The following is a 13,651-nucleotide window of genomic DNA, read 5'->3' on the forward strand; positions in this document are numbered from 1 at the left end:
AAAGAGGCGGAATTGTAATCACTGTCACAAAAAGTGTCAATGATTGGGTTAACTAAAATTCCGGTCGGGGGATTATACGTAGAATAACTAAAATCACAAGGATCCTTAGTCGATCCCAACCTTATTTAAGAATTTTTTTAATTTAGGATCCTGTGGATTACCAAAAATATCCTGTGGAGATCCCTGCTCGACAATATGACCGTCAGCCATGAAGATCACTCGGTCTGCGACCTCTCTAGCGAACTGCATTTCATGGGTAACCACCAGCATGGTTTGGTGCTGATTTGCCAGCTTTTTCATTAGGTTAAGCACTTCGCCAACCCACTCAGGATCGAGCGCTGAAGTCGGCTCATCAAACAATAATAGCTCTGGTTGTAGTGCCATTGCACGGCCAATACCCACCCGTTGTTGTTGGCCACCTGAGAGAGCTGCTGGGTAGCTATCACCTTTGTCACCTAAGCCAATATCATCAAGTATTTGTTGTGCTTTTTCATGGGCTTGCTGCTTTTTCCAACCACGAACAGTAATTAAACCTTCAGCAATATTCTGTCTCGCGGTTTGGTGAGCGAACAGTGCATAGTTTTGGAACACAAAACCGGTCTTACGACGCAGTGCAAGCACCTCTGCCTTAGTGTGTTTCTGAGTATCAACCTTGATGTCATCAATCGAAATCGTGCCTTGATCGGCTTGCTCTAGAAAATTCACACAACGCAGCAGGGTAGACTTACCAGTACCACTTGAGCCTATGATGACAATAATCTCACCTTGTTTGATTTCTAGGTCGATCCCTTTCAAAACTTCGGTGTCACCAAACTGCTTGTGGATATTTTGTAATTTGATCATCGTACATATGCCTTATTCAGTTTCACTTCGGCCCAGATTTGAATACGAGTGAGGATAACCACCACGCCCCAGTAAATCAGCGCCACCGCTAAGAAAGCCTCGAAGAAGCGGAAACTTGAAGAAGCCTCCATCTGAGCTTTAGCCATGATTTCGGCGACACCTAGGGTGAATGCAAGTGAAGTCGATTTAATCATGTCGATGAAGTAGTTCATCAATGATGGCAGTGCCACGCGAGTTGCTTGTGGCAAGATCACGCGACGCATGGCTTGACTGGTGGTCATACCTACCGAAAGACTGGCTTCCATTTGGCTGCGATCAATACCGATAATCGCGGCACGAATACTTTCTGCCATATACGCGGCAAAGTGCAGGGTTAAGCCAATCACAGCGGCGCTGAATGCATCCAACCCAACCATCCACGGGAATACTTGTGGTAAGCCATAGTAAAGGAGGAACAGCTGTACCAACAATGGTGTACCTCGGAAGAAGCTAATGTACAGTTGGCTCAATTGGTCGAGTACTGGGATTTTGAATACACGAATATTCGCCAGTATCAGAGACAGGATCAGAGCAAAGAACAAGCCCCAAGTCGCCATCTCCATCGTGGTGCCTAAATACTTCAGTAGTATCGGCAACAGCTCTAGCATGTAATTAAAGTCAAATCCCATAATCTATCTCGTATTTTTATTGGAAGTGTTGTTCTATTTGGAAGTACTGTTCTATCAGGTTTTTTAATCAGTGCACAAAAGCAAAAAGCCCACCGCTGTATAAAGCAGTGGGCCTTGAATGGTGAAAGTGAGTGATTACTTCTGAGTAATGTCTGCACCAAACCATTTCTGAGAGATACTTTCTAACGTACCATCTGCGCGCATTGCTGCTAATGCTTTGTTTACTTCGGCTTGCAGTTTTTTGCCGTTATCGTTGTCCACGAAAGGCCAAGCGTTTTCAATGGTTTCGAATGGCTGTCCTGCTAGTTGTAATGGTAGACCAGTCTTCTTGATAAGCTCTAGTGCTGATAAGCGATCCATTACGAATGCATCGGCACGGCCCAGTGCGACATCATGCTCAATACCTGTATCGTAGGTTTTTACATTGATCTTGCCATCTTTGTCGTAGCTGCGAAGCAGTTGTTCAAAGTTTGAGCCTAGGTTTACTGCAACCGTCTTGCCTTCAAGGTCTTCGATCCCCTTAATGCTGTCATTACCTTTACGAACGGTAATTTGTGCGCCGTCTACTACGTATGGGTCTGCGAATAGGTATTTCGCTTTACGTGCATCCGTCATTGTAATTTGGTTTGAAATGGTGTCGATGCGACCCGTTTCAAGAAGACCAAACAGACCAGAGAAGTTAGCTGTTACGTATTCAACTTTGTAGTCGTTACGTTTACCGATCTCATCCCATAAATCCACTTCAAAACCTTGTAGCTGGTCTTGCTTAACGAAAGTAAATGGGAAGTAGCGACCAGACATGCCGACTTTAACTTCAGTCGCAGCTTGAACAGTAGCAGCAGAGAGTGCGATAGCCGCAATTGCAGCCTTAATCCAGTTATTCATTTGGTAACTCCTTATATTTATGGGATTGGATGTTACTGGGAAAATGCTCAATAGAATAAATAACCAGATGTTATTAACCATAACCAGATTGAATTCCCGATTTGGGGATAACTAGCAAGGATCCGGGCATAAGTGGATCATTGTGTGAGTAAAGTAGGGGCAAGATGTGTGGATCCACCGATAAATTACAAATTTATTGTGAATAACTTGGATCTTATTCACTGGATCTGTGATCAATTGCTGGTGATCTGACTTATCAACAGGTAAAATTAGCAGTCATTTCATATTACTTAAATAGAGTGAGGGCACCGTGTCATCTTCGCTTTGGTTGCAGTGTTTGCAACAGCTTCAAGAAGAGTTACCAGCTACAGAATTCAGTATGTGGGTTCGTCCGTTACAAGCGGAACTCAATGACAATACTCTAACTCTATTTGCCCCGAACCGTTTCGTACTCGATTGGGTTCGTGATAAGTATCTAAATAGCATTAACCGCTTACTGCAAGAATATTGCGGTAACGATATCCCACATCTTCATTTTGAAGTGGGAAGCAAGCGTGTGATTGCACCAAAGCCTGCGACACCGGCCCCGACTCGCACTCGCACTGCAGCCGACGTGGCCGCTGAGTCTTCGGCACCTGCGCAATTACAAGCTCGCAAGCCTGTCCATAATAACTGGCGTGATGAAGAGCCTGTAGCGGTTGACCTTAACCATCGCTCAAACGTGAACCCAAAACATAAGTTCAACAACTTTGTTGAAGGTAAGTCGAACCAACTAGGTTTGGCTGCGGCACGTCAGGTTTCTGATAACCCAGGAACAGCCTACAACCCGTTGTTCTTATACGGCGGCACTGGTCTAGGTAAAACGCACTTGTTGCATGCGGTGGGTAACGCCATTGTTGATAATAAGCCGAATGCGAAAGTGGTTTACATGCACTCAGAGCGTTTTGTTCAGGATATGGTAAAGGCACTGCAAAACAACGCGATCGAAGAATTTAAGCGCTACTACCGTAGTGTTGATGCATTGCTTATCGATGACATCCAATTCTTTGCTAATAAAGAGCGTTCTCAAGAAGAGTTTTTCCATACCTTTAATGCGCTGCTTGAAGGCAACCAACAGATCATCCTCACTTCAGACCGTTATCCAAAAGAGATCAATGGGGTAGAAGATCGTCTTAAATCTCGCTTCGGTTGGGGGTTGACGGTAGCGATTGAGCCACCAGAGCTTGAGACTCGTGTTGCGATCTTGATGAAGAAAGCAGAAGACCACCAAATTCACCTTGCGGATGAAGTGGCGTTCTTTATTGCTAAGCGTTTACGTTCTAATGTTCGTGAACTGGAAGGCGCATTGAACCGTGTTATTGCAAATGCAAACTTCACTGGCCGTCCGATCACGATTGATTTTGTGCGTGAAGCACTGCGTGATCTACTTGCACTGCAAGAGAAGCTGGTAACCATTGATAACATTCAGAAGACAGTAGCCGAGTACTATAAAATCAAAGTCGCTGATCTATTGTCTAAACGTCGCTCTCGTTCAGTTGCTCGTCCACGTCAATTGGCGATGGCATTGGCTAAAGAGCTAACAAACCACAGTTTGCCTGAGATTGGCGATGCATTCGGTGGTCGTGACCACACAACTGTGCTGCATGCTTGTCGTAAGATTGCTCAGCTGCGTGAAGAGAGTCACGACATTAAAGAAGATTATTCGAACTTGATTCGTACCCTTTCTTCTTAATACACAGTATTCTTAACCTTAATAAGCAGAATCTTGGCCACGTACTATTACGCAGTGCCATTTAGACCGTAAGAGCAAGATATGAAATTTACCATTGAACGTAGTCATCTGATTAAGCCATTACAACAAGTATCTGGCGCACTCGGTGGCAGGCCAACGCTTCCAATTCTAGGAAACCTACTGATTAAAGTAGAAGATAACGTGTTGTCGATGACAGCGACGGATCTAGAAGTTGAACTGATCAGCCGTGTAACGCTTGAAGGTGATTTCGAAGCAGGCAGTATCACCGTACCTTCACGTAAGTTTCTGGATATCTGTCGTGGATTGCCAGATAACTCAGTGATTACTGTGGTATTGGATGGTGACCGCATTCAGGTTCGCTCTGGTCGTAGCCGCTTCTCATTAGCAACATTACCTGCGGCAGATTTTCCAAATATTGAAGACTGGAGCAGCGAAGTTGAAGTGTCAGTGACACAAGCTGAACTTCGCGGTCTTATCGAGAAAACACAATTCTCAATGGCGAACCAAGATGTTCGTTACTACCTCAACGGTATGTTGTTTGAGATTGAAGGTTCTATCTTGCGCAGCGTGGCGACCGATGGCCACCGTATGGCAGTATCTCAAGCACAGCTAGGGGCAGATTTTGCTCAGAAGCAGATCATTGTTCCTCGTAAAGGTGTTCAAGAGCTAGTGAAGTTATTGGATGCACCTGAACAACCAGTAACGCTGCAAATTGGTAACTCTAACGTGCGTGCTGAAGTGAACAACTATGTCTTCACTTCTAAGCTGGTTGATGGTCGTTTCCCTGATTATCGCCGCGTAATGCCGCAAAATACCACCAAGACGCTTGAAGCGGGTTGTGATGAATTACGTTCAGCATTTTCTCGTGCTGCGATTCTATCTAATGAAAAATTCCGTGGTGTTCGCGTTAACCTTGCTGATAGTGAGATGCGTATTACAGCGAACAACCCAGAGCAAGAAGAAGCAGAAGAAGTACTCGATGTTAACTTCGACGGTGACGCACTAGAGATTGGCTTCAACGTAAGTTACGTATTGGATGTTCTGAACACACTGCGTTGTGAACAGGTTCGCATCTCAATGTCAGACGCAAATGCGAGTGCTCTTATTGAAAACGCACAAGATGACAGCGCGATGTACGTTGTTATGCCTATTCGCTTATAAGCTGCCAAATGTTGACCTATCGAGTCGTGATTGAAGATTAATATGAAGACGTTATGCCTTTATCGCGCTTAATCGTTAAGCAGTTTAGAAATATTGAAGCCTGTGACATTCAACCGTCATCAGGCTTTAACTTTCTTATAGGGGCTAACGGAAGCGGCAAAACCAGTGTCCTTGAAGCGGTGTATCTGCTCGGACACGGTCGCTCATTCAAGAGTTCACTCACCGGTCGTATTATACAAAATGAGTGTAGTGAGCTGTTTGTGCATGGCCGTTTTATGACCTCGGATCAATTTGAGCTGCCAATTGGCATTAATAAGCAGCGCGATGGCACGACAGAGGTTAAAATAAGCGGTCAAACTGGGCAAAAGTTGGCTCAGTTAGCTCAAGTCTTACCTTTGCAGTTGATTCACCCCGAAGGGTTTGATTTACTGACAGATGGGCCTAAGCATCGCCGAGCATTCATTGACTGGGGAGTTTTCCACAGTGAGTCGGGCTTCTATGATGCTTGGGGTAGGGTAAAGCGCCTCAATAAGCAGCGAAACGCCTTATTGAAAACGGCAACGCACTATCGAGAGCTGAGCTATTGGGACCAAGAACTGGCCCGTTTAGCCGAAAGCATCAGTCAGTGGCGTGCCACCTACGTTGATCAGCTCAAAGAAGTCGCCGAAGAAATCTGTGCGACCTTCCTTCCTGAGTTTGAGATAAAGATTAACTATTATCGTGGCTGGGACAAAGACACCCCATACGCTGAGATATTAGAAAAGAATTTTGAAAGGGATCAGCAGCTTGGTTACACCTTTAGTGGGCCAAACAAAGCGGATCTGAAGATAAAAGTGAACGGCACTCCAGTGGAAGATGTCTTGTCACGAGGTCAATTGAAGTTGATGGTGTGCGCGCTACGAGTAGCACAAGGGCAACACCTCACTCAAATGACAGGTAAGCAGTGTATCTATTTAATAGATGACTTCGCTTCCGAATTAGATAGCCAACGCCGCGCACGTCTTGCTGAGTGCTTAAAGGCGACCGAGGCTCAAGTTTTTGTAAGCTCTATTACCGCTGATCAGATTGCAGATATGCATGACGAAAATAGCAGGATGTTTCATGTGGAACATGGCAAAATAGAGCAAGGATAATTAGTCAGAGAGTAACTATGTCAGATAATTACGATTCATCGAGTATTAAAGTACTGAAGGGTCTGGATGCGGTACGTAAGCGTCCTGGAATGTACATTGGCGACACGGATGATGGTACCGGTCTGCACCACATGGTTTTTGAGGTGGTAGATAACTCTATTGATGAAGCGCTAGCTGGTCACTGTAATGACATCATTGTAACTATCCATGAAGATAGTTCTGTGTCTGTGAGCGATGACGGCCGTGGTATTCCAACAGAATTGCACCCAGAAGAAAACGTATCAGCAGCAGAAGTAATCATGACGGTTCTTCACGCTGGTGGTAAGTTCGATGATAACTCGTACAAAGTATCTGGTGGTCTGCACGGTGTTGGTGTTTCAGTAGTTAACGCACTTTCTAAGCAAGTTACTCTTACTATCCACCGTGGTGGTAAAATCCACACTCAAACCTACAGCCACGGTGAGCCTCAAGCGCCACTAGCAGTTATCGGTGACACGGATAAAACAGGTACAGAGATTCGTTTCTGGCCGAGTGAAGAAACCTTCACTAACATCGAGTTCCATTACGACATTTTAGCTAAGCGTCTACGTGAGCTATCATTCTTGAACTCAGGCGTGTCAATTAAGCTAATTGACGAGCGCGAAGAAGACAAAATGGATCACTTCGAATACGAAGGCGGTATCCAAGCGTTTGTTGAACACCTTAATACCAACAAAACGCCAATCATCCAAAAAATCTTCCACTTCAACTCTGAGCGTGAAGACGGTATTACCGTTGAAGTTGCGATGCAGTGGAATGACGGCTATCAAGAAAACATCTACTGTTTCACCAACAACATCCCTCAACGTGATGGTGGTGCTCACTTAGCGGGTTTCCGTGCGGCGCTAACGCGTACTCTGAACAGCTTCATGGACAAGGAAGGCTTCTCTAAGAAAGCGAAGACTGCGACCTCTGGTGATGATGCTCGTGAAGGTTTGACGGCGATTGTTTCTGTTAAAGTGCCTGATCCTAAGTTCTCAAGCCAAACTAAAGATAAACTGGTTTCTTCAGAAGTGAAGTCTGCCGTTGAATCTACAATGGGTGAGAAGTTGTCTGAGTTCCTGATTGAGAACCCAGGTGAAGCGAAAACAGTTTGTTCTAAAATTATTGATGCAGCACGTGCTCGTGATGCAGCGCGTAAAGCTCGTGAAATGACTCGTCGTAAAGGCGCATTAGATTTAGCGGGTCTTCCAGGTAAGCTTGCTGACTGTCAGGAAAAAGACCCTGCACTGTCTGAACTATACATTGTGGAAGGAGACTCTGCTGGCGGTTCAGCTAAGCAGGGGCGTAACCGTAAGAACCAAGCAATCCTACCGCTTAAAGGTAAAATTCTTAACGTAGAGAAAGCACGTTTCGATAAAATGCTGTCTTCTCAAGAAGTGGCAACGCTAATCACAGCCCTTGGTTGTGGTATTGGCCGTGACGAATACAACCCAGATAAACTGCGTTACCACAACATCATCATCATGACCGATGCCGATGTCGATGGTTCTCACATCCGTACTCTGCTACTGACGTTCTTCTACCGTCAAATGCCAGAGCTGATTGAACGCGGCTACATCTACATTGCTCAACCACCACTTTACAAAGTGAAGAAAGGTAAGCAAGAGCAGTACATTAAAGATGAAGATGCGATGAACCAGTATCAAGTATCTTTAGCTTTAGACAATGCAGAACTGCACGTAAACCCTGAAGCGCCAGCATTTGCAGGTGAAGGTTTAGAGAAGCTTGTTCAGCAATACAATGCAGGCATCAAGCTAGTTGATCGTATGAGCCGCCGTTACCCACGCGCATTAGTTCACGAACTGATTTACGTTCCTCGTCTAACTGCTGAGCAGTGTCATGATGACGCGGTAGTTGAAGCTTGGGGTAAGCAGCTTGTTGAGCAGCTAAACGCGAAAGAAGTAGGTGCAAGCCAATACAGCCTTGAAGTTGAAAAACACGAAGAGCTAGGTTTAAGCGTTCCTAAGATTGTGGTTCGTACTCATGGTGTGACTCATGAACACGTACTGAGCATTGACCTGATTAACTCTAAAGAGTTTGCGAAGTTAGCTGATTTGTCTGAAGCTCTTGATGGCTTGATTGAAGAAGGCGCTTACATTAAGCGTGGTGAGCGTACTCAAGAAGTGTCTAGCTTCGTTGAAGCTCTGAACTGGTTAGTGAAAGAGTCTCGTCGTGGTCTAAGCCTACAGCGATACAAAGGTCTAGGTGAGATGAACCCAGATCAACTTTGGGAAACCACAATGGATCCTGAAACTCGCCGTATGATGCAAGTAACGATCGAAGACGCTGTTGGTGCTGATCTGTTGTTTACGACGCTAATGGGTGATCAAGTTGAGCCTCGTCGTAACTTCATCGAAGAGAACGCACTGAAAGTAGCTAACCTAGACGTTTAGTCTCTTTGATACTTCGCTCTTTCGCTTAATTTCTGTGTCAGAGGTGCTCACATACATTCGTATGCTCCGCGCCTCTTCCTTGAACTAAAACGAAATAGCTTCGTCTTAAAAAACTAAAATTTTAAAAAGCACTGTCCTTTGGATAGTGCTTTTTTGTATTTGTAAGGTATTGAAAAATATTGGATTGGAAAAATAATTGAAAATAATCCCTTGAAACTATTTTGCTCAATCCACATATCTAGTTGTGAAGAGGATGACTGTCTTGCTCTACAAGAGAAGAAACAGAACCTTCATAACCGTTTCTAGAGTGTCGCTCAATAGAGGATAACTTTGGCAGCACACAACTTAAAAATTGATTCATTGCCATGTCCCAGTGTTGTCGCCAATAGAGGTGAAACCCGAGGAATGCGAATTGAATCTCTTAGCTGTTTACTGGGTCATACACAGGTTCGATCTAAGTAAAGTTCACAGCTAAGACTATTGCTTACTAAAAGGATAGCATTATGAGAACTGTAGATTTCACTCCACTTTACCGCAACGCAATCGGCTTCGATCGTCTATTCAACATGATGGAAGCGAACACATCGAAGAACTCTTCTGGCGGTTACCCTCCATACAACATCGAGCAAAAAGACGAGAACAACTACCGTATTACTATGGCCGTTGCTGGTTTTGCTGATGACCAATTAGATCTAACTCAAAAAGAGAACATGCTAATTGTGAAAGGTGAGCGTAAAGCAGAAGCAGAGAAAACCTTCGTATATCAAGGTATTGCAGAGCGCGATTTTGAGCGCAAATTCCAACTGGCTGACTACGTAAAAGTGGTAGGTGCAAGCATGGAAAATGGTCTTCTTCACATCGACCTAGAACGCGAAATCCCAGAAGCGATGCAACCACGTAAGATTGCTATCAATGGTAATAGCCTACTAGAAGGTTAATTACTGTTAGCTCCTTAGAGCTAAAAACTATCGGGAAGTAAAAGTGAAAGAGCACCTCATGAGGTGCTCTTTTTGTTTGTCCTTCTAACGTCATTCCATAGAGGGAGGAACGACCGATTAGGAAATCTCTATTTGCTTTCGCTGTAAGCCTTTTTCACTTCTTCAGCAATGATCGCAATACCTTTTTGCATTGCTTCATCGTCTTGTACGTAGTTCATACGCAGGCACTGATGAGCATGATCCCACTCGTCTTCTTGGCCGATAAAGAAGTATTCACCCGGAACAATCAATACACCACGAGCTTTTAATCTGTCGTACAGTTCCATGGTGGTGATTGGCAGTTCATCAAACCATAGCCACAAGAAGATAGCGCCTTCAGGTTTGTGAATGCGGAAACGTGGGTCATCAATCGCTTCTTGCAGCAGTTCAACGGCGCGCAAAGACTTCTCTTTATAGAAAGGTTTAATCACTTCGCTGCTTAAGCGCAGCAGGTCACCGTTCTCAATCATGTGGTTGGCGATTGCAGGCCCAACACTGCTTGGTGCTAAGCTGATGATGCCATTCATGTTAGTTAGCGCTTGGGTAACCTCTTCGCTCGCAATCACGATACCGCAGCGTACGCCTGGCAAACCAAGCTTAGATAGGCTCATGCACAGAATTGTATTTTCATTCCAGAACGGTTCAACGTCTTCAAAGATGATGTTTGGAAATGGCAGGCCGTAGGCGTTATCGATCAGCAGTGGGATGTTGTTCTCACGCGCCAGCTTATCCAGTTTACGTACTTCTTCGTCGGTCAGTACGTTACCGGTTGGGTTGGTTGGGCGAGACGCACAGATAGCAGCTACTGAGTCATCGACTTTTAGCTGTTCGAAATCGACGTGGTATTTGAACTGTCGGTTTTCTAGCAGCTCGATCTCCGGGTGGTAAGAGATAAAGATGTCGTCATCAATCCCTGCGTCACCGTAGCCGATGTATTCAGGAGCGATCGGCAGCAAGATTTTCTTGTGTGAACCATCAGGTTGTTGACCAGCTAGCAGGTTGAATAGGTAGAAGAAGCCACTTTGGCTGCCGTTAGTCAGGCTGATGTTCTTCTCGCTGATGTCCCAGCCATAGGTCTCTTTTAGCATTGCAGCTAATGACTTAATGAAGCTGTCTTTACCCTGCGGGCCATCGTAGTTGGCGAGGGCGGCGATGAGTTCTCCACTGGCGAGCATGTCGGCACTGGCTTGGTTAAAGTAATCGAGCATGGCTGGGATAGCGGCTGGGTTACCACCACCGAGCATGATAGCGCCAGGAGTGCGCAGACCATCATTCAAATCATCCATTAAACGAGTGATTCCAGAGTATCGATTAAACTTTTCGCCAAACTTAGAGAACTGCATTACTTATTTTACCTAATTCATTGTGATTGCTTGTTATGTGTCATTAAGGCAGACCTTATGTCTGCCATCAGTGTATTCCTTGAACATACCGTAATGTTTTTGCGACGCATAGCGCCAAATGCTCTAACACGTAAAAAACTTCTATAAAGTTTGGCTAATGAGTAACTGCTTGCTTATTGCACTGGTTTTTGAGATCAAAAAGGAGAAGCCTAAGCTTCTCCTTGAGTTTCTGCTGTTTTATGTCACTCGGCGTTTACTTAGAACCGGTATAAACAACCAATACTTTGTCATCTTGGTATTGGCGTTCGAACGCATAGTAGCCCTTACTATTGCGGATGATGTGCTTGCCTTGAGCAACCGCTGGGTGGCGTTGGCGGAATTGACCAAGCGCTTGCCAGTGTTCCAGCAACTCCGCTCGTTCGCCTATAATTTTATCCCAAGGCATATCTGAACGAGTACCTTGCATTGGGTCCGATCCTGTTGGGCCGAAACCGCGCGCAATCTCATCCCCGTAATAGATCTGCACTGCGCCGGGAGCCAGCATTAATGCATTCGCTGCTTTGGTCTGTTTGGCAAAGTCACTGCCGTGTTGCGTCCAGAATAGCGAGGTGTCGTGAGACGATAGGTAACTCAACACGTTGAACTCGCTGTCATTGTTGATCTTCTCAGCGTAGCGAAGGTAATCAGCATCAAGATCAGATAGGCACTTAAGCGCCTTAGGGGCGATGTCGCTCTGGAATTCAAAGTTGATGATCGAATCAAAGCCGTTAGCGAAGTAATCGGATTTAACCACGCTGTGTGCCCATACTTCACCTGTCATCCAAAATGGTAGGTCATCCAAGGCTTTGTCTGGGTTGTTTTGCTTCCATTCTGCAAGCGCTTGATTGGTGCTCTCCTTCAATTCAGCCCAAGCGTCCAGTTCAACGTGCTTGGCGGTATCAACCCTAAAGCCATCAACGCCGTATTCACGCACCCAATCAGATAACCAAGTGATTAGGTGGTCGCGAGGTGTTTTGAGTTCATCAATCGCGCTGGTGGACTTATTGCGGTAGAAGTTCGGTAGCCCGGTGGTTTCTGTCGATTCTGTTTTGAAATCGGGCAGGTGCGCCAAAGACATGGTTAGGTTGTTGTAACCCGGAGAGTCATAAGCGCCGATATCGCTGCGCAGCCATGCCTTGCCCCACCATTTTTCCCACGCTTCTTTATCGCTGTATGAGATGTAGTTATTGAAGTAGTGCCAGTTCTGGCCTTTAGAGGGTTGCCAGTCTGTCCAGTTTTCGCCAAGTGTTTTTTTGGCTTGTTCATCGGTGAGGTTGAGCTTACCAAAGTCGAACTCTTGCATATCAGCAAGTGTGGCGTAGCCAGTGTGGTTCATTACTACGTCCCAAACGACACGAATGCCTTTGCTATGCGCGGTATCGATGAAGGTTTTCAGTTCGTCTTCGGTACCCATGTTGTCATCAAGCTTAGTCCAGTCTTGATGGTAGTAACCATGGTAGCCATAGTGTTTGAAATCACCGCGATCACCACCGCCAACCCAGCCGTGGATCTGCTCTAACGGAGACGTTATCCAGATAGCATTAGCACCGAGTGACTCTATGTAGTCGAGCTTTTCGGTTAAGCCTGCTAAGTCACCACCGTGGAAGGTGCCGATTTCATCTTGTCCGTCTTGGCTGCGACCGTAGCTGTTGTCGTTGTCAGGGTTACCGTTGTGGAAGCGGTCGGTCATCACGAAGTAAACCGTGGCGTTATCCCAACTAAATTCAGCTTTGGTTTCGGGCTCAACCTTTTCTAGCAACAAGACACCTTGGCTATTTTCTGCTGGCTGCATGGTGACGCTGCCGTTAGCGACAGTCGCTTGTGTTCCGGAAAGGGCATCTCTCACCAAGGTGCCATCATCAAAGGTTTGAGCAACGTCGATGGTCGTTGGCTCGTCACTAGGAACCGGACAAGCAAAGCTTTGTACTTGTTGTTGCTTTGGCTTTATCTGAACCGTCAGCTCATTGGTTTGTGGGTTGAGCGTAAACTGGTAGGTGTTAGCGCGAAAGACCTTGATATCTAATTCAGACTTCTCGGCGCAGTCGTCTAGGCGAAGGGGTTTATTGAATTTGATGCGGTTTTCTTCAGCCAGCGCATAGTTGGTGCCACAGGTATTTTGAGTATCGCTGATAGAGAAGGTATAGCTACCTTTGGCGAGTTCCTGTTCAGCAATAACAGTGCCTTTTCCTGTTGATTCAAATATGACAGTGTTGTTATCAATCGTCAGCAATAAGCTGTCATCACTGGTTTGGCTGCATGCGCTGAGTGCGAGTATTGAAAGCGCGAGTACTGTTTTTTTCATTGTTCCCTTCCCCTGAATAAACAGGTCAGTTATAGCAAACAATGCCCTCTACAGTCTGAGCGCTGATTCATTCAGATAATCAATAACACCTCTACAAACAAATGCTTGGTTC

General features: G+C 45.5%; 10 protein-coding genes. 5 read left to right on the forward strand and 5 right to left on the reverse strand.

Annotated features, from left to right (window positions below; translation table 11 throughout):
• Window positions 1–105: 105 nt before the first annotated feature.
• The 3 genes from FTW16_RS24285 to FTW16_RS24295 all read right to left on the reverse strand — a co-directional run bounded on the left by FTW16_RS24285 (window position 106) and on the right by FTW16_RS24295 (window position 2,396).
• Window positions 106–843 (reverse strand): amino acid ABC transporter ATP-binding protein, encoded by a 738-nt coding sequence (locus FTW16_RS24285; RefSeq protein WP_048610829.1) that lies wholly within the window; start codon window positions 841–843, stop codon window positions 106–108.
• Entirely contained in the window at window positions 840–1,511 is a 672-nt protein-coding gene (locus FTW16_RS24290; protein ID WP_009848134.1) for an amino acid ABC transporter permease, read from the reverse strand. Before FTW16_RS24290 ends, FTW16_RS24285 begins: the two co-directional genes overlap by 4 nt.
• 135 nt (window positions 1,512–1,646) lie before the next feature.
• A complete protein-coding gene (locus FTW16_RS24295; RefSeq protein ID WP_146492798.1) occupies window positions 1,647–2,396 on the reverse strand; it encodes an amino acid ABC transporter substrate-binding protein in 750 nt (249 codons plus the stop codon).
• 310 nt (window positions 2,397–2,706) lie between these two features.
• On the opposite strand from FTW16_RS24295, the gene dnaA reads away from it, so the two are divergent.
• From dnaA to FTW16_RS24320, 5 genes are all read left to right on the forward strand, one after another.
• On the forward strand, window positions 2,707–4,128 hold the full coding sequence (gene dnaA, locus FTW16_RS24300) for a chromosomal replication initiator protein DnaA (RefSeq protein WP_086712393.1): 1,422 nt from the start codon (window positions 2,707–2,709) through the stop codon (window positions 4,126–4,128).
• An 81-nt stretch (window positions 4,129–4,209) separates the two neighbouring features.
• Entirely contained in the window at window positions 4,210–5,310 is a 1,101-nt protein-coding gene (dnaN, locus tag FTW16_RS24305; RefSeq protein WP_017058809.1) for a DNA polymerase III subunit beta, read from the forward strand.
• 53 nt (window positions 5,311–5,363) lie between these two features.
• Window positions 5,364–6,443, forward strand: coding sequence for a DNA replication/repair protein RecF (gene recF, locus FTW16_RS24310; protein ID WP_017632663.1), 1,080 nt, complete (start codon window positions 5,364–5,366; stop codon window positions 6,441–6,443).
• 17 nt (window positions 6,444–6,460) lie between these two features.
• On the forward strand, window positions 6,461–8,878 hold the full coding sequence (gyrB, locus tag FTW16_RS24315; RefSeq protein ID WP_146492799.1) for a DNA topoisomerase (ATP-hydrolyzing) subunit B: 2,418 nt from the start codon (window positions 6,461–6,463) through the stop codon (window positions 8,876–8,878).
• 503 nt (window positions 8,879–9,381) lie between these two features.
• A complete protein-coding gene (locus FTW16_RS24320) occupies window positions 9,382–9,816 on the forward strand; it encodes an Hsp20 family protein (RefSeq protein ID WP_009848140.1) in 435 nt (144 codons plus the stop codon).
• A 128-nt stretch (window positions 9,817–9,944) separates the two neighbouring features.
• Here the strand turns inward: FTW16_RS24320 and FTW16_RS24325 are convergent, their stop codons facing one another.
• Both FTW16_RS24325 and FTW16_RS24330 read right to left on the reverse strand, forming a co-directional pair.
• Entirely contained in the window at window positions 9,945–11,198 is a 1,254-nt protein-coding gene (locus FTW16_RS24325) for a valine--pyruvate transaminase (protein WP_146492800.1), read from the reverse strand.
• A 253-nt stretch (window positions 11,199–11,451) separates the two neighbouring features.
• Window positions 11,452–13,539: an alpha-amylase gene (locus tag FTW16_RS24330; protein ID WP_146492801.1), complete on the reverse strand. Its 2,088-nt coding sequence runs from the start codon at window positions 13,537–13,539 to the stop codon at window positions 11,452–11,454.
• Window positions 13,540–13,651 lie beyond the last annotated feature (112 nt).

The sequence above is a fragment of the Vibrio sp. T20 genome (assembly GCF_007858795.1).
Taxonomy (GTDB): Bacteria; Pseudomonadota; Gammaproteobacteria; order Enterobacterales; family Vibrionaceae; genus Vibrio; species Vibrio satsumensis.